This window comes from Microvirga sp. VF16 (assembly GCF_016864375.1).
GTDB lineage: Bacteria > Pseudomonadota > Alphaproteobacteria > Rhizobiales > Beijerinckiaceae > Microvirga.
Genome location: NZ_CP069357.1, coordinates 129,389 through 151,136, shown reverse-complemented (window position 1 = coordinate 151,136; position 21,748 = coordinate 129,389). Strand labels below are relative to the sequence as shown.

The following is a 21,748-nucleotide window of genomic DNA, read 5'->3' as shown; positions in this document are numbered from 1 at the left end:
TAACAACTCCAATCCAGAGGAAGCTCTACACAATCCCCCATGCCCGATAGCGTCGCCGGCCGGTCAATTCTCTCGGCAAGGCTCCTCCCAGCTGCACGAGCATCAGGTCCACAGCCTTGGGCGTCACCTTCAGGAGCTTGGCGCCCAAAGGGACGGTGACGTGGTAGACAATGGTGCAAAGTTTGCGATCAGCTTTGTCCATACGATTGCTCGCGAGACCCTGCGCCATCGCTCGACCGGTCCGACGTTGAAGCCTTCAGCCTGATCTGGATGGGCCAGACCGGCGGAGGAAGAGGACCACGATGGCCAAGCTTTGCAAGAGGCGCCGGCCCCTGCGCCTTGAGGTCGGCTTCGAGGTCAGACGGGGCAGTCGGGACGTCTTGGGACGCGCCTACGAGCGCCTCCTGCCTGCGCACCCAGTTCGTGTCATCACGTGCACCGGCACCGTTGTCTAAGGAAGGTTGCCATGAGAACTCAGCACCTGAGAGCCGTTTCGACACCGCAGACCCTGCAGGTTGCCCTTTACGCCCGGGTCTCCTCCGACCAGCAGGCTGAGCGTCACACCATCGACAGCCAACTGGCTGAGTTGACTGCACAAGCGGTGCAGGATGGCCACTGCATCCGGAACGATCTGCGGTTCATCGACAATGGCCACAGCGGCGCCAGCCTGATCCGTCCCGCCCTGGAGCGTCTGCGCGATCTCGTGGCGCTGTCGGCGATCGATCTCGTCTACGTCCAGTCCCCGGATCGTCTCGCCCGCAGCTACGCGCATCAGGTTCTGCTGCTCGAAGAATTTACCCACGCCGGCACCCAGGTGATCTTCCTCAATCGCCCGATCGGGACCACGCCCGAGGACAGTTTGCTGCTGCAGCTGCAGGGCATGTTCGCCGAGTACGAGCGAGCCAAAGTGCTGGAGCGCAGCCGGCGCGGCAAGCGCCATCGCGCCCAAACCGGGGCCGTCAGTGTCCTGACCCGCGCGCCCTTTGGTTACCACTACATCACGCGCGAGGCTGGTGGGGGAGCCGCACGCTACGAGATCGACGAGGAGGCGGCGCGGATTGTCCGCCAGATCTTCACCTGGGTTGGGCACGAACGCCTGACGTTAGCGGCGGTCTGCCGGCGCTTGCGCCACAACGCCATTGCAAGCCCATCAGGTCAGCCCCACTGGAGCCGGACCGTGATCCACACCATGCTGCGCAACCCCGCTTATGCGGGTCAGGCGGTTTATGGTCGCCGCCAGTGCGTGCCATGGCAGCCGCCGCTTCATCCGCCGCGCGGCCACGATGGTTTGCCGCGCAAGCCCTATCGGCAAGTGCCAGCCGCGGCCGAGCGGCACATCAGCATCGCCGTGCCGGCGATCATCGACGAAGACCTCTTTGCGAGTGTCGCCGAGCGGCTGGAGGAGAACCGGAAACGCAATCGCGAGCGGCTTGCGGGCGTTCAGTATCTGCTGCGGGGTCTGCTTGTCTGCCAGAAGTGTGGCTATGGGTTTACCGGGTATCATCCCTATGGACCATGGCGGTACTATCGCTGTTGCGGCACCGACCGCACCCGGTTCCACGGTGAGCGGCGATGCGACGCCCGCTTGGTTGCGGTCGATCGGCTCGATGAGGCGGTCTGGAGCGAGGTCTATCGGCTGCTCGATGACCCGACGCGGGTCATCGAAGAGTATCAGCGCCGCCTGGATGCGATCCAGGCCACCCCGCACCAACTCGAACTCGATGCTCTCGGCCGTCAGTTGGCGAAGGCGCGCCGCGCCATCGAGCGGCTGATCGACAGCTACACGGAGGGATTGATCGAGAAGCCTGAGTTTGAACCGCGCCTCACTGGTCTTGCTTCGGAAAGATGGAGAGCACTCTTATAGCCCAGGAGGATCTCCATGCCCCAGACACGCTTTACGAAAGAGTTTCAGGATGAGGCGGTGCGGCTTGCTCTGACGAGCGGCCGCAGCCGGCGCGCGATTGCCGCGGATCTCGGGGTTGGTCTGTCGACCCTGCGCCACTGGATTGATCGTCGCCGCGAGCGTGAGATCGATGATCCGCCCGAAGAGCGCCAGGAGGATATGGCCGCCGAGCTCAAGCGGCTGCGGCGCGAGAACGAGATCCTGCGCCAGGAGCGGGAGATCCTGAAGAAGGCTACGATGGATTCAACGGGTCAGCGCACCATGATCGATTTCTCGGTGTCTGAAAGGATCCATGATGGCGCGTACGGGGCGGCCGGGCTTATCGGCGGAGCAGAAAAGGGAACTCTGGGCCCGGTGGAAAGCTGGCGAGTCGCTGAGCGACATCGGCCGTGCTCTTGGAAAGCATGCCGGGTCGGTCTTTGGCGTCGTGCTCGCCAAGGGAGGCATTGCTCCACCGCCGAGGACCCGCTCTCGGCTTTCGCTCACGTCAGACGAACGCGAGGAGATATCTCGGGGCCTCGCAGCCGAGTGGTCATTCCATCAGATCGCGAACCGGCTTGGGCGGTCACCCTCGACCATCAGCCGGGAGGTCCGTCGGAATGGAGGCAGAAAGGGGTATCGTGCCACGCGAGCCGATGAGCGTGCGTGGCAACAGAGTTTGCGTCCGAAAGCTTGCCTTTTGGCAATCAACAAGGCTCTTCAGGAGTTGGTAGCGGAGAAGCTTCAGAACCAATGGTCTCCCGAGCAGATCTCAGGATGGCTCAAGGCTGAACATCGCGATGACAGAACGATGCGTGTATCCCACGAGACGATCTACAAGAGCCTGTTCATCCAAGCCCGCGGCGTCCTGCGAAAGGAGCTGACCCGCCATCTGCGGAGCAGACGGAGTATGCGGCGCGGCAAGACAGCGAGCACGGCCGGCCAGCCGAGAGGCCAGATCATCGATGCTGTCTCCATCAGAGATCGCCCTCCCGAGATCGAGGACCGGGCTGTGCCGGGGCATTGGGAAGGCGATCTGCTCACGGGCGGCAAGAACACGCACATTGCCACCCTGGTTGAACGCCAATCCCGGTTTGTCATGCTGGTTCATGTGGAAGGCAAAGACAGCGACAGCGTGGTGAAAGCACTTGTTCGCCAGGTGCAGCAACTTCCTCAGGGATTGATGGCGTCGCTGACGTGGGATCGAGGCATGGAACTGGCCCAGCACAAGCGGTTTAGCGTCGCGACTGACGTGGACGTCTACTTCTGTGATCCGCAGAGCCCCTGGCAACGCGGGAGTAACGAGAACACCAATGGCTTGTTACGCCAGTATCTCCCCAAGGGATCGGACCTGTCCGTCTATAGCCAGAATGATCTCGACGCGATTGCCCTCAGCCTCAATACCCGGCCGAGGAAAACCCTTGGCTTTAGAACCCCTGGCGCTATGCTGGCCGAAGCTGTTGCGCTGATCGATTGAACTCACCACCGCTAATGGCATGGACCGGCCGTGCTCCCGGGTGGAGCATGGGAGGGCGGGATTATCTCGCAGGCAAGGAGCCATGCCATGTCACACCAGACCACGACTGAGGCCGTCGCCACCATCGGAATCGACCTGAGCAAGAACACCTTCCACCTGATCGGCATGGATGCATGCGGCAGGATCGTGCTGCGCCGAAAGGTCTCGCGCGGGCAGCTGCAATCCTGCCTGGCCAACCTGCCGGTCTGTCTGATTGGGATGGAGGCTTGCGCCGGTGCTCATCATGTTGGGCGCCAGCTCGCTGCCCTCGGTCATGACGTGCGCCTGCTGCCGGCCCAGTACGTGAAGCCGTTCCTCAAAGGACACAAGAATGACTACCGCGATGCGGAAGCCATCGCGGAGGCGGTCCAGCGCCCGACCATGCGGCCAGTGCCGCTGAAGTCGGCCGAGCAACTTGATCTGCAAGCCTTGCACCGGGTGCGCCGCCGCCAGATCGGCCAGCGCACCGCCATCATCAACCAGATCCGCGCCTTCCTGCTCGAGTGCGGCCTTCCGGTACGTCAGGGGCTCGCGGGCTTGCGCGAGGCGCTTCCCACCCTTCTGTCTCAACGCACGGACGTGCTCTCGCCGCGCCTGATCCACCTGATCGAGGATCTGTCGGAGGATTGGCGGCAACTGGACGAACGCATCGAGACGCTGACCCGGGACATCACGGCCTTGGCGCGAGAGGACGCGGGCTGCGGGCGGTTGATGGATATCCCGGGTGTCGGGGTGATCACCGCCAGCGCCATGGTGGCGGCGGTCGGCACCGGAGCGGCTTTCGCCAAAGGCCGCGACTTCGCCGCTTGGCTAGGGCTGGTGCCCAAGCAGATCTCGACCGGCAATCGCACCATCCTGGGTGGCCTCTCCAAGCGAGGGAACCGCTACTTGCGCACCCTGTTCGTGGGCGGTGCGCAGGCTATTCTGCAGCACCCACACAACTGGCAGAGATATCGCTTCGGCCATTGGCTGATGACAGCGGCCCCTCGGCTGCATCGAAACGTGCTGGCTGCCGCGTTGGCCAATAAGTTGGCGCGCATCGCCTGGAGCGTGTTGTACCGCGAAAGGGGCTATGATGCGGGGATTGCCACCCAGGTTCCGTAAGACCGCTTTAGCCGCAGGCGTTTCGGCTATCGAGTTCCCACCGAGGTTTGCGGGAAGGATGTGACAGGATGGATGAACGGTCGCCCTGCGCACTGGAAGCCTGAGCGAAAAAATGGCCCAATGAGGTCTCACCGCTAAAAAGGCCCAGTGCGCGCGGATTTCCATGATGGCCCGGAGCAGGCGCTCCACCCAGAGGCCGGATAGATTGATGCAAACCGTCTCTCATCCAATCTGAAGCAGCCCTCTTGCAACGCACGGCCGGTCCATAGATTTTTTCGCCAAGGAGGGAAGTCGATGAAGTTTCAGTTCATCGATGTGGCGAAAGAGAGCTTCCCCGTCACACGTCTATGCCAGGTCCTGGGAGTCAGCCCGAGTGGCTACTTCGCTTGGCGCTCTCGTCCGGCCAGTCCGCGCCAGCGGGAGGATCTGGTTCTGTTGGCCCACATTCGCACGGCCTTCACCCTCTCGAACGAGACCTACGGCAGCCCGCGCATGACCCGCGAGTTGCAGGACGAGGGCCTGACGGTAGGCCGACGCCGCACCGCTCGGCTGATGCGCGAGAATGGCCTCAAGGCCCGCCAGAAGCGGCGCTTCAAACGCACCACCGACAGCCATCATGCCTTCCCGATCACGCCCAACCTGCTCGAGCAGGACTTCTCGGCTGAGCGCCCGAACCAGAAGTGGGCCGCCGATATCTCGTACGTGTGGACGGGTGAAGGCTGGCTGTATCTGGCCGTGGTCCTCGATCTCTTCGCCCGCCGGGTGGTTGGCTGGGCGGTGAGTGACCGGCTGCACAAGGAACTGGCGCTTGAGGCGCTGCGCAAGGCTCTGGCAATTCGAAGGCCTGGGAAGGGACTGATCCATCACGCCGACCGCGGCAGTCAATATTGTTCGATCGAGTATCAGGCTGAGTTGCGAAAGCACGGCATCCGGATCTCGATGTCCGGCAAAGGCAACTGTTATGATAATTCGGTGGTCGAGACCTTCTTCAAGACCTTGAAGTCCGAATTGGTCTGGCGCACGGTGTTCCAGACCAGAGCTGAAGCCAAGGCGGCAATTGCTCGTTATATCGACGGCTTCTACAACCCTGTCCGGCGTCATTCGACACTGGATTATGTCAGTCCGGTTCAGTTCGAAAAGCTGGCCGGATAACTACTAAACCGCTCTCCGCAAAAGCGGAGCAAGACCACACTGAGTTGCGCCGCCGGACGGCCCGGCTGGAAGCCGAAGCCAAGGCCCAACAGGAGGCCGCTGAGCAGATCCGCTCGCTCCAGTTCGTGGTGGGGAAACTCGACCTGTTTGCCGAGATGGTGCATGACCGGCTTGCCAGTGCGGATTGGGCAACGAAGCGCGACATTATCTGTACCCTCGTCAAGCGCATCGAGGTGGCCGATGATGTTGTTCGGGTGGTCTTCCGGATTGATCCCGGTTTCTCAGGCCCACCCGAGGCACGTCGAACTTTGCACCATTGTCCTACGCGTCGTCACCAATGGACGCGACAGGAAGAGATCGACGAGCTCGGGCAGCTTGGAATTGCTGCGGCATTTATCGGCCACCCGGTTCATCAGCTCCCGGGCGAGGATCAATCTCTCCAGATCCTTGTTTGCAATCTCAACACTCTCTTCGAGCACCTGGCAGAAGCCCTGCAGCTTTTCGAGGACCCCTTCCCTGCCCTGAGGCCGGAATTTCGATTTCTTAAACCCGGCCGCGAGCGGCAGGAGGTGACTGGTCAATCCTCGAGCCCGGAGGATCGACGCGGCCATGGTCAATCCGAGCCATGGTTGCCGGGTATAGAGGTTCAGATCGAGCCAGGCATCCCAGGCGACGGCGGCCGCGGCGACTGCCGGCCAATGGGAAACCCGTTTCACCAGATCAAGCCAGGCGTCTTCATTCTCGGCCTCATCCACGTCCGGATCGTAAACCAAGTGCGATCGGCTTTTGGGCAGCGGCGTTTCGCCAGCGAGAACCTTGTCGGTTCGATCAAGGAGCGCATCAATTTCCGCAAAATGCGCCTTCCACGGATCCGCGTCGTTGGCGAAGGCCGGATAGGCCTCATCATCGTCCGGATCGATTTTCTTTTTACCCTTGGCCTTCGGCTCCCCGGCTTTTACCGGCCCAACCCCGCGCAGAGCCGCCAACCCGTCGTAGGAAATCGGCCAAGGCGCCTTCCTGGCCATTGCAGTCCGTCGCGCCCTGAGAGCCGATGCAGCTCTCATGATCTCATGGGTAGGGCTTCGTACGTCCATGCCGGCGTCATGCAGCACTAAGTCGCCGATATCGACCAGGTGTCCATCCAGGATTAGTGCACGTACCGCCTCATTCATGTCGCACCGAGAATGCCAACCAGCGGACAGACCAGCGGCCTCAAGGCGAGCATCAAAATCCTTTACGGCCAGCGCGATCCTCTCCAGGCGGCCAATGACCTTCTCGCAAGGGATCTCGGGGAGTTCATAGCTCTTTGGTTGCTCTTGATCTGAGACTGCGAAATTGAGCATGGGGCGTGGCCTGATCTATAGTTTCACGACAAGAAGTCTTTGCCGAGGGCGCCGGCCGATGCACGGCCAACAATGGTTGAACGGATCCAGATCTCCTTGCCGAGTGCCAGACGGCGAACATGGCCTTTCCTCATGTGCAGGCGAGGTCCGGCTCGATCAGACTCTGCGCCGTCTCTTGTACTCGACGTCCGTTCATTGCCCATGAACTTGACTCGGTGGAAATCAAACAGAGGTGGCTTACCGGACTTTTGTCTAGAGGCAGCCAGCTTGGCTGGCGGGACAACACGCGTCACCTCCGCTCCCGGCCGGTTCAGTAGTGCTAGGTAGGAAAGGACTGGGGCAAGGAATATCGCTGTTACGCGCTTGAGATGTTCCTCATCCTCGAGATCAGTGGGCATTTGATCGGTGAGAAGATCCGGTTCCCAGAGAACCTCCCCATCCTCCACGCGCCAGCGTGCTCCAAAGCCCATTGAGAAGTATCGGTCGCCGGGCGGGTGCGACCGGAAGAAGACAGAGGAAACTTCGCCTCCCAAATCTCTTGCCAGAACCATCATCCGGATCTGCCCGACCGGTGTGCCGTCGTCGCGCTCGGCTCCATCAGCATCAAACTCGAAATAGCAGACAGGATAGGGCAAGTGCCCCATTAACAATGCGTCATTTGAAGAGGGATGGGGCAACTTATTGGCGTCACCAACATCGAAGCGCACTGCGCGCGCAATCTGATCTGCGAGCACAGGATGTACCTGGCCGATTTGGAATTTGTCCTCGGCCGAATAGCCTATGTAACGATAAATTTCGCGCGTTTTGAGAGCGGTTGCCAGCTTATGTGCTTGGCCGACAACTATCTTGCTCTCCTCTGTCTGGGCCTGAGCAAACATAGGATAGAGCTGTGCTGCCTTGGCAATGTCCTCCCGCGTAACACCTAACTCCTCACAGACGGCTGCGAAGGCTTGGCGTGTCCTGCAAGCAAAAAGAGCTGCAGAAGTGGTTGCGGTCATAGCTGAGCGCGTGCGCTCGCGGGCTCTCTGAGGATTTTTGATGTCGACGATGTAGAGTTGGCCGCCCCTTTTGCCGATGTCCCTACCGAGACGATCGACATGTACCGCGAGGTCGCCCGCCGCGGCGAGTGTTCGCTCAGCAACTGGCTTGGACTCTCCCTCCCCGGTCACGGCGACTGCGGCAAATCGTGGCCCGTCTGCCGTGGAGAATGTCAGGAGGATGCCCTCATTAGAAAGGAGATGCCCAATGACTTCAGGTTTCGGTAACTCAGTTAACAAATCCGATTGTTCGGCGTCCATGCCCCTGCCCCTTTATTATCCCGATCAGGCAGGCTTTGACTGGAAGCTCCTTAGGTCTCCCAGACTGCCTTTGGCCAACAGCTAAGTTACTGTTCTAGCTAATTTGGCGCCATTGACAAAGGATTAAAACGACCATTGGCTACGCTGACAGGAGTGCTGTTGGGGTACTTACTTTCCGGCATGTATCTGCTTAGTTGGCTTGGGCCATTAGCGTATGTTTAGGAACAATTCTTGTACCCCTTCGTGGTTGGCCAGTTGCTTCCCCTCTCCGGACCAGAGCCCAGGATTCCACGGCCTCTCGTCTCAGGAATAGGCCAGATCCAGCCCAGGGCGAGCTCTCAGCCATTGGTTACGTTATAGCTCCGGAAGCCTCTAGCCATGCGGAGAAACGATCAATTGAACGCAACATCTAACTATGTACAGAATATCGTCTGTGGACAGCAGTTCTTACAAGCTCGTATCCCCTACTCCGCCTCTGCTGGTATTTGGCGCTCTTGGACCGGCGTGCATGGGACGAAGGCTGATCCTGTTGAAGGTGGAAAGCTGCTCAATTCGTTTTTGACATCGGAGTCGAACGGTGTGGTCGGGCTGATTTATCCCCAAGCGATACCAGTGATCCTGACCATGCCTGAGGGATATGAGGTCTGGCTCAACGCTCCCACAGAGGAAGCCCTCAGACTCCAGAGACCGCTTCCAGATGAGATGCTGCAGATAGTTGCAGAGGGAGCAAAGTCAGATAAGCCAGTTGAGGCAGCAACTGCCGAATACGCACTGGTTTGTTGATGGAGCATCGCCTCAATCTCGCTGTGAGCGATGACCGAAGCGATGCTGGGTCGAAGTAGTGACGAAACCTCACTCTTTGTCTGCGGCCTGAAACTCGTTGTAGAGTTGCTCCAGACGGCTGACGAGGAACTTCCCGAAACGTGGCGAAAGCTTCCGATCAATGACGAGCGAGAATTTCTCGTCGGTTTCGGTGTACTTGGCCAAGCGGGCACCGTCGGGAGCAGTCCAGAGTTCAGGGCGAGCGATTTCGGCTTTGGTTGTAAGCGCCTTGTAGGCTGCCTCAAACTTTGCGTCGCTATCCCGGCCCGAATTTTCGGCCCGCTCGATCGCGTGCCGGGCTTTGTCGATATTGCCCTTCGTGATCAATGCAGCGAAGTCTTCCCACTTCCGTCTTCCGATGCCTGGTGCTGGCCCGATGGCATTGATGATTTCCATCGGAATACTCGATGCGAATTTGACCATCTGCGAGACCCTAGGGCGGTCAACGCAAAGAGCCTGCATGATGACATCGCGACGGAAGCCGCGCTCTTCCAGTTGCAGCGCAAAGCGAGCTTTCTCGATGAAGCTCAGGTTTGTCCGGGCGTTGTTCTCTTGGCCCTGTGCGACAACCAACTGCTCGTCGGTAAGTTCGCGGACAACAGCTCGGACCTTGATGCCGAGTTCGGTTACCGCTCGAAGACGCCTGTGCCCATAGGCAACCTGGTAGCGCCCCTGCTCTGCCGGATGAGGACGAACCAGAATGGGTACGATCTGTCCGTCTGCCTTAATCGCTTGGACAAGCTCCCTGTGGGCCTCTTCCGAGGGAGCCATGCGATCTGGAACGAACGACGCATCGATCATAGAAGGATCAAGGTCGACCACGGCATGACCTGACCGCAGTTGCTTCTCAAGTTCGTCGACACGGTTAACTGCGTTGAGCGTATCTGCCATGACCCTCTGTTGGGAGGTCATAACCGGAGCAACCTGTCGAGGAATCGTTGGAACTTCATTGCCAGATGAGCCGCTTTGCTCTCCGCCGGCGACGGGACTCTTAGCGTGGGGACGGTTGGCGAACGGACGATCCGGCCGCACGGTAATCGGCGTATCGTTGTTCCCGTTAAGCGCCCCTGCAAGGGCTGCTTGTTGGTCCGCTACTGGATTAGGTGCAGGAGCGGACGTTGTTCCAAGGTCTTTAGCGGCAGGATTCAGTACGTTCCGGGCCATTATTGCCTCCCCCAGGCGCGACGGATGTTGGCTTCGATTTCACCATTCACGAGATCAAGCGACTCGAGCGCTCGGTCGTAAGTGCTCTTGGTGAACTTGGTTCGATCCACCTCGTAGAGGGTTTGCTTCGTGAGGCCCGAGTCCGCGATCGCAGTGCTTTTCAGAACTGGGTTTTGCAGAACACGATGCTCGAAGAGCGAACGCATCCACGTGACCATTTGGTTTTGGGGTCCGTCGTTGGGCTCGTGCCGCGTAATAAGGTAACGAAGCCAGTCATAGTCCGGACGCCTATTCCCAAACAGGTTTACAGTGTCGCCAACCATCTTCAGGAACTGAGCCATCGACAGTACGTCGAGCATTTGGGGATGCACAGTTACGAGGAGCGACGTTGCAGCCGATAGTGCTGCCATTGTGAGATACCCAAGGTTGGGCGGGCAATCCATCACGACAACGTCGTACTCAGACTCCACCGGCTGTAATGCCTCGGTGATGCGGAGGAAGAATGTTCGCACTTCCTTGGCGACCGGGGTCGTTGTCTCGAACTCCATGAGTTCCAGATTGCCAGGGATGAAGTGTAGACCGGGAAGATAGGTCGCGCGAATGATCTCCTCGATGGAAGTGCGCTGGCTGTCATAGCGCAGCGCCCCATAGAGGGTCTCGTTTGGCAAGACATCCAGTTCCGGCTGTTGGCCGAACAAGGTTGAGAGGCTTGCTTGCGGATCCAGGTCAATTGCCAGAACACGGTAGCCTCTTAAAGCAAGATACTGAGAAAGATGCGCAGCAGTCGTAGTTTTCGCGCTTCCACCTTTGAAATTAATGACTGAGATTACCTGCAGTTTCTCGCCGGCCGTACGATGGGGGATGTAGCGGCGGTTTGACTGGTTGCTGTCAAGGAATTCGCGAACTGCATTGATCTCTTCAACCGAGAATGTGCGCTTCCCGTTCGGCTGGACTTCAGGAAGGGGCGCCTTTCCGTCAACAGCCAGTTGACGAAGATAGCCTTCGTGGATGCCCAAGAAGCTGGCCGCTTCGGCGGAAGAAAATCGACGGATCGCCTTCTGGGCTACAGGCGGGAAGATGCGCTGCGTGTGCTTCTGAAGCTCGGTCGCTAGCAGTTCGGCATCTAGGGAGATCTGCGCCCGGTTGTTTTCTTCGATGGGCGCGACCACTGGATCGAGAGTAGATTGCTCGAGTGCTGACATTGAGGGCTCCTAGCATTGCCGCTCGGAATTGGCCGAGATCAGCAAATTTTGCGCTGATCGCTAGTTCGCCCGCACTCCGTTAACGGTGAGTTAAAGAGAGCGCCAGAAACCGAAAAAGACGCGCAAATTTTTCAGAATTCGTCATTTTCGCGCTGCATCTAGAGTACAATCCCCTCCCCTGCTGCCCTGTGGCTCGAGGGTATTGCCCGCGGGCAATGGGTCGAGTTTGCTGTGCCGAGTTCGCTGGAGTGTTGCGCAAGTGGTCGCTTGCGGACAAGAATTGCTCAGAGGCGACTGGTGGATTGGTATGGTTAATGAGGCATTGCCCTGCCCTTCCCCGCGTGTTGGCGAGGTACATTGCCCGCGGGCAATAGGTCTAGGCCGTGACAAATCACCAGGTCGTCAGCACTTCAGCGGCTTCGATCGGCATAGAGATTGCCCGCGGGCAATGGGTCTGGATCTTCCTTCAAACGGTCCTGAAACTCGTCTTTCTCCTCGTGTGAGGCGTCACATTGCCCGCGGGCAATGTGTCCGGACTCAAAGCTATCATTGGCCATCGGGCTTCATAGGATCCGAGTCGGAGAGATTTCCCGCGGACGACAGGTCTGGATCGGCTCTCTTAAACCATTCTGGATCGTCCCTCCCCTACCCTTCGAAGTGCTTGATTGCCCGCGGGCAATGGGTCGGGTGAGCTGCGTGGCAAGGCCGCTGCGATTGCCCCAAGGATTGCCCGATCCGACGTTTAAGTGAATATCCGGACAGACTTACTCTGGGCATGTTCCTGCTCATCGTAGTAGCCGGCCGCCTGTTGGACCGACTTATGAGCAGACTGCCTCATAGCGTCTACGAGTGGGATCCCGTCCCGTCCGGCCTGGGTCATAAAGCCAGATCGTAGCCCATGGGAGCTGAAGTCGGCTGGATCAAGTCCGGCCAAGCGGCATCGCTTTTTCAGGATTAGGTTGATCGACTGTGGGGTCAGCGGGGTCGCGCCAATGGAGCCATCTTTCCGCACTTCCGGGAAGACTGGTCCAGTTGTAATCTCGGCGAATTGCATCCACTCATGAAGCGCCAGCGCCGCAGGGCCAGCGGCGAAGACAAAGGCTCCCTGTCCTGCCGTAGTGGTCTTTGTCCGTCCGAGCGCGATGCGAACACAGGGCACTGTTGGAGATGCAGGATCGGCCGGCCGGAGCTTGATCGGTTCAGCGATGCTGATCTGGGAATGCCGTAGGCTTGCGACCTCACTGCGCCGCCGTCCGCCTGCTGCAAATGCAATTAGAAGGATTGCCCGATCGCGTAGGTCTATCGCTTTCGTTCCAGCACAAGTGGCCAAGAGTCGTTTGAGAACGTCGCGGGTGACAGGCTTGCGGCTCTTGCGCTGGGGCTCCCGCCCTGAGGCCTTCATCGCAAGCCGGACGGCCTTTTTGATGCCCGGATCATCGAACGGTCCCTCGACGCCTTTCCACTGGTGCAGGGTGGACCAATTGGACAGGCGCCGGGATACCGTCTTAGGAGCGTGCGGTCCTCTGATCTTGAGGATCTTGCGGTCCCAAAGCTCTTCAATCACGTCGTCGGGCATGCCATGGGTGGGATCGACAGCTTTCTGGTCCGGATCCCAGAGATGATGGGCAATGAACTTCAGGACGAGTTCGCGATCGGCTGACCATGGAAGCGGGCGTCCTGTGGCGGCGTGGGACCAGGCCTCGAGATAAGCGAGATCGGAGGCGAGGGCGCGGAGGGTGTTGGCACCCATGCCCGCATCGGCGAGATGCTTCAGGGTGGCCACATCGGCATCTGTCAGGACCTCGGCATACCGGTCCGCCGAGGACATCGGAAGGACGGACGCCAGTGCGTCAAGGGCACGAGCCCGCTTGTTCTGTGACGCCGGGTTGCCCACCGCGCTTTGCCCCATGTCCTTAAGATCAGACTTCGCCGGACTATGAGCGAGGCATCGTGATTTGTGAACCGCGACCTGCCGCCCTCGGGCGCGAACAGCAGGGGCTGCTCCGGAGCCCGTGTCGTAATGCTGCTACATTTCCGTGGTCTGTGCCGTGCCGCCAGATAGGGAAGGAACGCAGCGTGAGTTGGATCAACGATGTCGTCCCACCGAAGATCAAGACATTCTTCAAGCGGGAGGCGCCAGAGAGCCTCTGGATTAAGTGTCCGGACTCCGGCCAAGTGGTTTTCCAAAAGGACGTCGAGGCCAACCAGTGGGTGATCCCCGGCTCGGACCACCATATGCGCCTGTCGGCCATCCAACGTCTGAAGCTGACCTTCGATCAGGGGCAATGGACCGATATTCCGCTTCCCGAGGTGGAGGTCGATCCACTGAAGTTCCGAGATACCAAGCGCTACACCGACCGCCTGAAAGAGGCCCGGACTAAGACCGGACTACCAGATGCCCTCAAAGTTGGCGTCGGCACGGTGGAGGGCTTGTCGATGACGATTGCGGCCCACGTCCTGATTTCATCGGAGGATCTGTCGGCGTGGCCGCCGGGACGGCCTTCATCACGGGCGCCGAAACGGCCATTGAACGGGCAACGCCTTATGTCGTGTTTACCGCCTCGGGCGGAGCTCGGATGCAGGAGGGTATCCTGTCCCTGATGCAGATGGCTCGAACCACGGTTCTGGTGCAGCGCCTGCGCGAGCGAAAGCTACCCTACATCGTGGTTCTGACCAATCCGACCACAGGCGGTGTCACCGCGTCTTATGCAATGTTGGGCGATGTCCATATCGCCGAGCCAGGAGCCCTGATCGGTTTTGCCGGTCCCCGGGTGATCGAGCAGACCATTCGTGAGCAGTTGCCTGATGGGTTTCAGCGAGCCGAGTTCCTGAAGAACCACGGCATGATCGATATGGTGGTTCACCGCCACGAGCTGCGCCCAACTCTGGCCCGCCTCTGCAGCCTCCTGATGCGGCTTCCGGCGAATGAAGCAGCCTCAGGTGCCCAAGTCCGTCCAAAGACCGGGCCGGACCTCGATCAGGTGAACGCTCCAGCCTCCGAGACAGTCGAGACCCCGTATCCATAGGAGAAAGGGTCATCCTCGCATTGTGCAACCAGAAAGGTCCCCACCGTTTAGATTGAACGGGTAGGCCGAGGCCGCCAGTATGGTTAACGAGGATTGAACAGGCTGGAGGTGGAATGGCGCGAAACCCGGCTCGCGATGCGCGACAGGGGGACCTGTTTGGCGCACCTCCGCCTCTCAAACCGGCTCGTCGAGCCTCTCCGCAACGGGTGGCCAAGGAAGAACTGCCGGCGCCAGAACTTGTGTCATTGGCCAGATCGGGGGAAACGGCGACAAGGCCCGAGATCGACGAGTTGCTCGACAGCCTGCCGGATCAGGAGCTGGCGTACCTTGTGGTCGAGGCGACACGGATTGTGAAGCGCCGGCTCGCCCGAGGGCAGGGGAGGGGGCTTCGGACCAAGGGGTCCGGTCTGGGAAAGTCGCCTCTTGACGATGCCCTCCACCGGATCGCAGGCGAGTTGATGGAATTCGAGGACCCCGGCGAGACGTGGTGAGCTACGTCCAGGGTCAGCTGTTCAGAGCTGCGAGAGCCATCTCCGCCACTTGGAGCTCGATCCCAGGATCCAAGTCATCGCCGAGCTGCCAGGCAGCCGACAATCCCGCCCAGGCGAGAATCCAGAGGAGCAGGCGGCGTGTCTCTAAGGCGGCAGCCTCGCTGACGACCTTGAGGCGCTGGGCGAAGATCTCGGGACGTCTGGCAATCTGCAGATGGGGGAGGCCAAGGTCCGGGTCGCAGAAGAGGATCGTGTATTCGAAGGTCCGCTCGCCGATCACTCGCTTCGGGTCGATGGCAAGCCAGCCCCGCTCCTCGAAATCCAGGATGTTCTCGTGATGCAGGTCCGCATGCAGCGGCGTGATCTCCCGCTGAGAGGCCAGGAGTTCGGCGACGGCTGCGGCGGCGGGGACAAGGATGCCGCCGTGCGCCTGGGCCGTCGGGGCGAGGGGCTCGAACCAGGTTGACAGCGGCACCAGACGGGAAGGGGGCGCTCCCCGCGGGGCATGCAGCTGGCGGGCGACATCGCAGATGATCCGTGTGGCGTCCTCATCCCGGCCCTCGGCAAGGCTCACAAGGGAGCCCGGACCGGTCGCGCGCTCCAGCAGAATTGCCCCCTCCGCATGGGCCAGCACTCGGGCGGCTCCGTCCCCGGCCCACCACTGCATGAGCAGATGGCCGTGCTTTTCCTCGGCATCCTCCGTGACCTTCAGCATCGCCGGCAGCCCATCGTAGACGACGGGAAGGAGCTGGCTTGTGTGGGTCACGATCGGGGATCCGACGGGCGCCAAGCGCCATTTCGTGAGATAGGGCTCAAGCATGGGCGTCGGATAGCACGGCCGGAACCACGGGGCGATGGCAGGATGAGATCAGGGGCTTGGCTGCCCCGGGACTGGGGCAGGTAGCCTCCAAGAGGGGAGGGGCTCAAGCGCCGGATGTCTGGTCTATTGGGCCGCCTGTTCTTCGGCGGGGCGCTCGGCCTGGGCCTGCGCCAGAGCCCGGCGGAACCGGGCGCGGGCCTCGTGCGTCGCCGGCCGCAGCGGGACGAGGAGGGCCACGGTTCGTCCGGCGCTCTGGACGGGGACCGCGCCGGGCAACCCGGGCCACCGTACGATGGAAGCTCCGGAGAGCCGCTTGAGATCGGTGACGCGGAGCGCCTGTGCCATACTCCGCCTTTAAGGGCTCTCCGGATTTCAGTGTGGTCTCGACGGCGCTTCCGCCGAAACGTCAGGGCCAGGAACGCGCCATTGGCGTTGCGCTCGAGGATACGCTCGGATGGCCGTAAGCGCGCAGGCGGGAGTGTGATCAATCCTCGATGACGAGTGAATAGCTGGTGCTGCGGCCACCGCCGGGCTCCTTTTCCAGCAGACCGCGGGTCGAAAGATCACGGATGTCGCGCAGGGCGGTATCCTGCGAACATTTGGCAATTTTGGCCCATTTCGAGGATGTCAGCTTGCCCTCGAATCCGTCCAGAAGACGGTTCAGCATGGTGCGCTGACGGTCGTTGATGCCAGCCGTCGCGAGCTTCTCCCAGAATTGGGCCTTCCGGAGCACTCCAGACAGAGCCAACTCAGCACCGTCAACCGCACGCCCCAGACAGCCGAGAAACCAATGCAGCCACGGCGTGATATCCAGATCGCCCTTCTGAGTGGCTTCAAGCATGTCGTAGTAGGCGTTGCGTTCCTGACGGATTTGCGCGGACATGCTGTAGAAGCGCTGCGGACTCTGCTCCGAGCGGGCCAGGGCCATATCGGCGATGGCACGGGCGATACGCCCGTTGCCGTCATCGAACGGATGAATCGTCACGAACCAGAGATGGGCCACCCCCGCCTTGAGCACCAGATCGGTCTCGCTCGCGCCGTTGAACCAGGCCAGGAACGCCGTCATCTCGGGATGGAGCCGATCCGCTGCCGGGGCTTCATAATGCACCCGCTCGCGGCCGAGCGGTCCTGACACGACCTGCATCGGGCCGCCCCTGTCGTGGCGCCAGCCCGCGACAGTGATCCTGTGCATACCGCTGCGGCCGGTCGGAAACAACGCCGCGTGCCAGTTGAACAGACGCTCCGCGGTGAGCGCTTCGCCGTAGTTCTGCGTCGCGTCGAGCATCATTTCAACGACGCCTTCAACGTCGCGATCCGGTGCCGCGAGGGCACCGATATCGAGGCCGAGCCGCCGGGCAATCGAAGACCGCACATCCTCGCGATTGAGGATCTCACCCTCGATCTCGCTGGACTTCAGAACGTCCTCGGTCAGGGTTTGGAGCATGGCTTCGCTCTGGAGCGGAAAACCGAGCCCCTGCATCCGCCCGATCAGGCGTCCCTGCCGATGCCGCACATCCGCCAGCAGATCGGCCAGTGCCTTGTAGTCCCAGCGAAAGTTCGGCCAGCCCGGCTGCTCATGGATGTACCTTGCCATAATCTCCGCATCTCCTGCGGCGATTATGCGCCGTATTCGCCGCACAGGCAAACATTACCGCCGCATATTATGCGGTGAATGAGGCTCCTATTCACCGCGTGGGTTCGGCTCACCGCCTGACCGCGAACTTTGCTCAACCCGCGATACCCCTCGCGAACCGGGGGTGCCGTCGGGTTCGAGAAGGCTTCCTGATCTGCCGTTTGGGCCCTTTCGGACGCTCGTCCGCCCCATGGACATCCAGAGAGCCCAACGATGGCTGTGCCGGCCTGCGAAACAACGCCCCCGACCCGCAATCTGGCCGCCTGGGAGCGCCTGGCCAAGGGCCGAACTCCCGCCCCAAACGGCTTCCAAACCCGCGAAAACGGCTCAGCTAACGATAAGCGGGGATTATCGCTACCAAAAGCCAAGCTAAGAGCCTCGCATCCCTCAGCGAAGCAAGCGCGACGCTCAGTTCTCTTGCTGCCCCAAAGCGCGGCTGTTACAAGAGCTTAGAACCACGAAGGGGGCAGCCTTGCATCGGGACTGGGACGAGGATCGCCTCGAGCGCGCCGCGCTCGCACTGCCCGAACTGCCGTGGGAGGTGATTGCCGGACGGCTGGAGCAGATCACGATCAGCATTCTCAGGTTTGATGCCCGCCTGGAGGCCTCCGGCCTCGCCGCCGGCTGGCAGTCCCGCTGCGACATGACCGAAGCGGTCCGCGCGCTGATCCTCGACGGCCATCTCGTCGATGTCGGCGATCTGGTGCTGCACGATGCCGGCATGGACGTGCGCCATCCCACCCACGAGCTCACCCGCGCCGCCGCGGCGCTGAAGGCACGGCGCACCGCGATGGCGCGCAAGGCACCGTGGCCGCTCTCGATCGATGGATTGTCAGCCCTGAGAGGGATCGGAGGCGTGGCGGAAGAGACATCGCAGCGGTCGAAGGTGAAGCGGCCCGATCCCGACGATGACGAGGCCTATCCGCCGCATGCAAACGATGCCGATCCCTGGAAGGCGCACTTTGCCGAGATCGACGCGCTTCTGGATCGCACGAGCAAGGTGCTCGCCGGCGAGACCCCTTTGCGCAAGAGCCGCTCGCATCTCGTCTACGATCCGGACAAGGATGAGGCCGAAAATGAGGATGTGTGGCTGGATCTGGTCAAGCGCACCAGCCATTGGCCGGCGGTCGCGGCGGCGGCTGTGGCGTGGAATGCCTGGCTCGATCTGAACCTCTACACCCGGCAGCCATGGCTCGGTCTCACGATGGCCGCTTCCATCCTGCGGGCCCGTGGTCTGACGAACCATCTGCTGCCGCTGGCGGCTGGGTTCAAGCAGTCGAAGTTCCGACCGCAGGGCAGGGAAGGGGCTCGGGAGAAGCTGGAGGGGTTCTGCCAGGTACTGGAGGAGGCGCTTGTCATCGCTACCAAGGACCTCGACCGGCTGATCCTGGCCTGTGAGCTAATGAGCCGGGTCACGGCGAGGACCCGCAGCAACTCGCGGCTGCCAGGGCTGGTCGAGCTGTTCCTATCGCGCCCGCTGGTGACGGTGCCGCTCGCGGCCAAGCTGCTCAAGGTCACGCCCAAGGCGGTCGACCTGATGCTGGCGCAGCTGGGCGGCGCGCTGCCGCGCGAGCTTACCGGGAGGACCCGGTACCGCGCTTGGGGCATAGTTTGATGGGCCGTATATTGTTCTAGAAGAATGATTATTTCGGGAGAGAGATTCTATGACAAAGCGCGCGCTGAATAGACGTGAGTTCTTCGGCGCTGCCGAAGACATGGTTAAACACATCTATGCCGAGCAGGGTTACCTTCATCCTATGGCCCTTGCGTTGGAGAATGGCTCAATTGCGATGATCAGCATTGGAGAGGCGAGGGACGATACTGACTCCGCTGAGCGGCTGGCGACCCAGCTCAAGTTGAAACAATGGCCAGCCTATGCTGTTGCATTCGAAGCGAGCTTGGTTGGCTCGCAGAAGGAAGTAGAAGCCCGGCAGCGTGGCGAGGTGCAGCTAGATCAAGTTGGACCACAAAGAGCGACGTTGGCGGATCTCATTCAAGATGCAGGGCAGGACTTCAGCGAGTTCCCATCGGAGATGGTGTTCCTGTTCATGGCCTCACTGCAGGGGCCACAAAAAGCAGTCGGGTACCCAGTGGTCGAGGTGAATGGACAGCGCCAACTTGGCCCCAAGCAAAAGCTCTCGCAGGAGATGGAATCCCCGTTCCGCAATCTTTATTCCTTCGTCTGAGGGAACAAAGCAGCTTGAACTTGTCAGCAACCAAAGAGTGAGCTTGTCATTGGCTGTTCATCTTCAGTGAGTTAAGCCTGCTTCCCGTTCTCAGGGACGCTTTCATGTTGGTGTGGGGCACAATCGTTGCATTCCTCCTCTCGCTGGGCCGTGGGGCCGTTGCGGGGGATTTCGCCATCCTGGTTCCTGTCCGGAGCTGAGTTCCTAGCAGTGATCAGCCTCTTAGCTCTCGTATGCTTGCTGGAATCCAGCGGCAACAATACCGACCGCTCAAATTCTGCTGCCTGAGCGCCGCGCCTAACATCTGTCACCTTAGCCGTTGCAAGCGTCGGGTGCCGTGCCTGCGGCAATTGATCCCGCAAATTTGATCGGGGGAGAGGCTTCCTATCACGGGCCCGATATGCGAGGCGCTTTATCTCGGCTGACCTAAGCGTTAATTCCTAGGCAGCGATCCATTCCATTTCAAGAATATCATTGCTCAACCTCGCCTAAGAAATCACCGCAACGAATGCATTTCCCGCTGCCTTCCAACGAATCCGAACGACTGGAGAGCCTTCATAAGCTCGCTATCCTCGACACGCCTTCCTCACCGGCCATTGATCGGCTCTGCAGGATCACGCGCCAGGTGTTAGATGTTCCGGCCGTGTATGTGACGCTGATCGACAAGGATCGGCAGTGGATCAAGGCGAGTTGCGGAGCCAATTCAGGTATCGACATTCCACGCGAGCATGTGTTCTGCAATTACACAATCCTGCATGACGAGGTCTTCGTAGTACCGGACGCGCACGCAGATCAGACCTTTGCACCCAATCCGTATGTGGTCGGGGAGCCGCATATCCGGTTCTATGCAGGAGCACCGCTGACCATTAGGCCGGGTATTCGCCTTGGCGCACTTTGCGTTACGGACTGCAAGCCTCGCGATCTTTGTCCTGAGAAGGCTGCGCTTCTTCGCGGGCTGGGCCGGCTGGTCGTGGATGAGCTTTGGTTACATTATCTGGAGCTGACCGGCCAAGCCGTGACACAGGAGGTTCCATCCAGTGAGATGGGCCTGTCTTTTGATTTCGAAACGCCAAAGTATCCTACGAGCGACCAGATCAGGGCTGCTCGGGGACTACTGAACTGGTCCAGCCAAGAGCTGGCTAATGCTGCCGGCGTTTCTTTGGCATCGATCAAACGGATCGAGACCATGGGGGAAACCTCGGTTCGGAAGTGGGTCTTGAGCGCCGTGGTCCAAGCGTTCGAGCAGCAAGGAGTGCGGTTCACCCGTAAACCTGATGGCTTGATGGGGGTCGAGCGGGTTCGTCGGGATGAGCTCAATCCGGTTTCCTGAATAGGCATAAGGCCTCCCCATCCGCCGTTGCCAGGTAGATGAGGAGGCCTCCTAGCCCTGAAGGTCTGCCGACCTTCGGCCGGAAAACTCTGTTCAGGGTGAAGCGTTCCAGCAGCTCTGGATTGGCGAGACTGCGACAGAATGTTCTCACTCTATCCCTTGCGAACTATTATATCAGCCCTTATATCAGGCTTACCCCAGCGGACATTGTTGTGGACTTCGAAGAGCGGCGGGCGTCACCGTCAAGCTTCGATGTGGTCGTGTTAGGACGGATGTAATCCGACAGGGCCTTTTCCTGTGCTAGCCTGACGATGCGAGCGCCCGACTGGTACCCAATCAGCCCAAGCCCGTAGTTGGCGAGGCGAGAGATGCGAAGGCATCCCGCCCGTTTGCCCCGGAGCTTGGGCTTTTCCGTTTTCAGGCTGAGATCGTCCCGGGCGCAGGAACGGTTGAAAGGGTCAGATTCCTGGGGAAAGGCTTGGCCGATTGAGGACAATGCTGCAACCGATCAGCGGAAGCTGCATTCGCCTCCAATAGGTAAGCAGGGGCGCAAGTAAGTGCCATGCAGAATAGCAACAGTGATGATCGGAAGCAGCCGATCCAGAATAGCTTGAGCCTCGGGCAGGAGCAGGTGGCCGTCTTCATAGGTCACTCGCTGCGCAGCCTGTATGGTGAGGTTCTGGCTGCAGATCTGCCTGAGCACCTTGAGGCTCTTGTGCTTGAGCTTGAGGCGAAATATCCCCCGTAGGGCACGCCCTTGGTTAGGGCACCCTTAAGAT

General features: G+C 60.4%; 19 protein-coding genes and 3 pseudogenes. 14 read left to right on the top strand and 8 right to left on the bottom strand.

The genetic code is table 11. The features are described from left to right. Positions 1-25: 25 nt before the first annotated feature. Positions 26-202, bottom strand: a complete 177-nt coding sequence (locus tag JO965_RS39780) for a helix-turn-helix domain-containing protein (protein ID WP_371827009.1) — start codon at positions 200-202, stop codon at positions 26-28. Between the two features lie 100 nt (positions 203-302). Between JO965_RS39780 and JO965_RS39775 the strand changes: the two genes are divergently transcribed. The 6 genes and pseudogenes from JO965_RS39775 to JO965_RS39750 all read left to right on the top strand — a co-directional run. Beyond that, complete coding sequence (locus JO965_RS39775) at positions 303-455, top strand: hypothetical protein (protein ID WP_203447258.1); 153 nt, start codon at positions 303-305, stop codon at positions 453-455. A gap of 11 nt (positions 456-466) precedes the next feature. Continuing rightward, entirely contained in the window at positions 467-1,864 is a 1,398-nt protein-coding gene (locus JO965_RS39770) for a recombinase family protein (protein ID WP_203447257.1), read from the top strand. Positions 1,865-1,879: 15 nt separating this feature from the next. Beyond that, positions 1,880-2,140: pseudogene (locus JO965_RS39765) on the top strand (transposase); the annotation flags it as partial. A gap of 58 nt (positions 2,141-2,198) precedes the next feature. Beyond that, positions 2,199-3,359, top strand: a complete 1,161-nt coding sequence (locus JO965_RS39760; protein ID WP_203447429.1) for an IS30 family transposase — start codon at positions 2,199-2,201, stop codon at positions 3,357-3,359. Positions 3,360-3,446: 87 nt separating this feature from the next. Continuing rightward, on the top strand, positions 3,447-4,502 hold the full coding sequence (locus tag JO965_RS39755) for an IS110 family transposase (RefSeq protein WP_203447256.1): 1,056 nt from the start codon (positions 3,447-3,449) through the stop codon (positions 4,500-4,502). Positions 4,503-4,772: 270 nt separating this feature from the next. Continuing rightward, a pseudogene (locus tag JO965_RS39750) lies at positions 4,773-5,654 on the top strand (IS3 family transposase); the annotation flags it as partial. A 281-nt stretch (positions 5,655-5,935) separates the two neighbouring features. On the opposite strand, the gene JO965_RS39745 reads toward JO965_RS39750, so the two are convergent. After that, positions 5,936-6,997, bottom strand: a complete 1,062-nt coding sequence (locus JO965_RS39745) for an RHE_PE00001 family protein (RefSeq protein WP_246777242.1) — start codon at positions 6,995-6,997, stop codon at positions 5,936-5,938. Positions 6,998-7,020: 23 nt separating this feature from the next. Continuing rightward, positions 7,021-8,295 (bottom strand): hypothetical protein, encoded by a 1,275-nt coding sequence (locus tag JO965_RS39740; protein ID WP_203447255.1) that lies wholly within the window; start codon positions 8,293-8,295, stop codon positions 7,021-7,023. Between the two features lie 396 nt (positions 8,296-8,691). Between JO965_RS39740 and JO965_RS39735 the strand changes: the two genes are divergently transcribed. Further along, positions 8,692-9,078, top strand: coding sequence for a hypothetical protein (locus JO965_RS39735; RefSeq protein WP_203447254.1), 387 nt, complete (start codon positions 8,692-8,694; stop codon positions 9,076-9,078). Positions 9,079-9,147: 69 nt separating this feature from the next. On the opposite strand, the gene repB is transcribed toward JO965_RS39735, so the two are convergent. From repB to JO965_RS39720, 3 genes are all read right to left on the bottom strand, one after another. After that, the gene (gene repB / locus JO965_RS39730; protein ID WP_203447253.1) at positions 9,148-10,281 is read right to left on the bottom strand and encodes a plasmid partitioning protein RepB; all 1,134 of its coding nucleotides are present in this window, start codon (positions 10,279-10,281) and stop codon (positions 9,148-9,150) included. Beyond that, positions 10,281-11,483 carry a plasmid partitioning protein RepA gene (gene repA, locus JO965_RS39725; protein WP_203447252.1) on the bottom strand — a complete coding sequence of 401 codons (1,203 nt, stop codon included), beginning with the start codon at positions 11,481-11,483 and terminating at the stop codon, positions 10,281-10,283. The genes repB and repA overlap by 1 nt, the downstream gene beginning before the upstream one ends. A 742-nt stretch (positions 11,484-12,225) precedes the next feature. Beyond that, positions 12,226-13,392 carry a site-specific integrase gene (locus JO965_RS39720; protein ID WP_203447251.1) on the bottom strand — a complete coding sequence of 389 codons (1,167 nt, stop codon included), beginning with the start codon at positions 13,390-13,392 and terminating at the stop codon, positions 12,226-12,228. A gap of 167 nt (positions 13,393-13,559) precedes the next feature. Here JO965_RS39720 and accD point away from each other — a divergent pair. Continuing rightward, positions 13,560-14,509: pseudogene (gene accD, locus JO965_RS39715) on the top strand (acetyl-CoA carboxylase, carboxyltransferase subunit beta). Between the two features lie 113 nt (positions 14,510-14,622). Further along, on the top strand, positions 14,623-15,000 hold the full coding sequence (locus JO965_RS39710; RefSeq protein WP_203447250.1) for a hypothetical protein: 378 nt from the start codon (positions 14,623-14,625) through the stop codon (positions 14,998-15,000). A gap of 13 nt (positions 15,001-15,013) precedes the next feature. Here the strand turns inward: JO965_RS39710 and JO965_RS39705 are convergent, their stop codons facing one another. Then, positions 15,014-15,820 carry an aminoglycoside phosphotransferase family protein gene (locus tag JO965_RS39705; RefSeq protein ID WP_203447249.1) on the bottom strand — a complete coding sequence of 269 codons (807 nt, stop codon included), beginning with the start codon at positions 15,818-15,820 and terminating at the stop codon, positions 15,014-15,016. A 114-nt stretch (positions 15,821-15,934) separates the two neighbouring features. Between JO965_RS39705 and JO965_RS39700 the strand changes: the two genes are divergently transcribed. Next, positions 15,935-16,318, top strand: a complete 384-nt coding sequence (locus tag JO965_RS39700) for a hypothetical protein (protein ID WP_203447248.1) — start codon at positions 15,935-15,937, stop codon at positions 16,316-16,318. On the opposite strand, the gene JO965_RS39695 is transcribed toward JO965_RS39700, so the two are convergent. Then, complete coding sequence (locus JO965_RS39695; RefSeq protein WP_203447247.1) at positions 16,305-17,414, bottom strand: Fic family protein; 1,110 nt, start codon at positions 17,412-17,414, stop codon at positions 16,305-16,307. The genes JO965_RS39700 and JO965_RS39695 overlap by 14 nt on opposite strands. Positions 17,415-17,925: 511 nt before the next feature. On the opposite strand from JO965_RS39695, the gene JO965_RS39690 reads away from it, so the two are divergent. The 4 genes from JO965_RS39690 to JO965_RS39675 all read left to right on the top strand — a co-directional run bounded on the left by JO965_RS39690 (position 17,926) and on the right by JO965_RS39675 (position 21,717). Then, the gene (locus JO965_RS39690; RefSeq protein WP_246777241.1) at positions 17,926-19,068 is read left to right on the top strand and encodes an RHE_PE00001 family protein; all 1,143 of its coding nucleotides are present in this window, start codon (positions 17,926-17,928) and stop codon (positions 19,066-19,068) included. Positions 19,069-19,117: 49 nt separating this feature from the next. Continuing rightward, on the top strand, positions 19,118-19,639 hold the full coding sequence (locus tag JO965_RS39685) for a hypothetical protein (protein WP_203447246.1): 522 nt from the start codon (positions 19,118-19,120) through the stop codon (positions 19,637-19,639). Between the two features lie 508 nt (positions 19,640-20,147). After that, a complete protein-coding gene (locus JO965_RS39680; protein ID WP_203447245.1) occupies positions 20,148-20,969 on the top strand; it encodes a GAF domain-containing protein in 822 nt (273 codons plus the stop codon). Between the two features lie 562 nt (positions 20,970-21,531). Further along, a complete protein-coding gene (locus tag JO965_RS39675) occupies positions 21,532-21,717 on the top strand; it encodes a hypothetical protein (RefSeq protein WP_203447244.1) in 186 nt (61 codons plus the stop codon). The last annotated feature ends 31 nt before the right edge of the window (positions 21,718-21,748 follow it).

Bases quoted from the DNA above. Each gene is read 5' to 3' on its own strand.
- JO965_RS39780 (WP_371827009.1), bottom strand. From the start codon at position 202: ATGGACAAAGCTGATCGCAAACTTTGCACCATTGTCTACCACGTCACC.
- JO965_RS39775 (WP_203447258.1), top strand. From the start codon at position 303: ATGGCCAAGCTTTGCAAGAGGCGCCGGCCCCTGCGCCTTGAGGTCGGC.
- JO965_RS39770 (WP_203447257.1), top strand. From the start codon at position 467: ATGAGAACTCAGCACCTGAGAGCCGTTTCGACACCGCAGACCCTGCAG.
- JO965_RS39760 (WP_203447429.1), top strand. From the start codon at position 2,199: ATGGCGCGTACGGGGCGGCCGGGCTTATCGGCGGAGCAGAAAAGGGAA.
- JO965_RS39755 (WP_203447256.1), top strand. From the start codon at position 3,447: ATGTCACACCAGACCACGACTGAGGCCGTCGCCACCATCGGAATCGAC.
- JO965_RS39745 (WP_246777242.1), bottom strand. From the start codon at position 6,997: ATGCTCAATTTCGCAGTCTCAGATCAAGAGCAACCAAAGAGCTATGAA.
- JO965_RS39740 (WP_203447255.1), bottom strand. From the start codon at position 8,295: ATGGACGCCGAACAATCGGATTTGTTAACTGAGTTACCGAAACCTGAA.
- repB (WP_203447253.1), bottom strand. From the start codon at position 10,281: ATGGCCCGGAACGTACTGAATCCTGCCGCTAAAGACCTTGGAACAACG.
- repA (WP_203447252.1), bottom strand. From the start codon at position 11,483: ATGTCAGCACTCGAGCAATCTACTCTCGATCCAGTGGTCGCGCCCATC.
- JO965_RS39720 (WP_203447251.1), bottom strand. From the start codon at position 13,392: ATGGGGCAAAGCGCGGTGGGCAACCCGGCGTCACAGAACAAGCGGGCT.
- JO965_RS39710 (WP_203447250.1), top strand. From the start codon at position 14,623: ATGGCGCGAAACCCGGCTCGCGATGCGCGACAGGGGGACCTGTTTGGC.
- JO965_RS39705 (WP_203447249.1), bottom strand. From the start codon at position 15,820: ATGCTTGAGCCCTATCTCACGAAATGGCGCTTGGCGCCCGTCGGATCC.
- JO965_RS39700 (WP_203447248.1), top strand. From the start codon at position 15,935: ATGTCTGGTCTATTGGGCCGCCTGTTCTTCGGCGGGGCGCTCGGCCTG.
- JO965_RS39695 (WP_203447247.1), bottom strand. From the start codon at position 17,414: ATGGCAAGGTACATCCATGAGCAGCCGGGCTGGCCGAACTTTCGCTGG.
- JO965_RS39685 (WP_203447246.1), top strand. From the start codon at position 19,118: ATGACAAAGCGCGCGCTGAATAGACGTGAGTTCTTCGGCGCTGCCGAA.
- JO965_RS39680 (WP_203447245.1), top strand. From the start codon at position 20,148: ATGCATTTCCCGCTGCCTTCCAACGAATCCGAACGACTGGAGAGCCTT.
- JO965_RS39675 (WP_203447244.1), top strand. From the start codon at position 21,532: ATGCAGAATAGCAACAGTGATGATCGGAAGCAGCCGATCCAGAATAGC.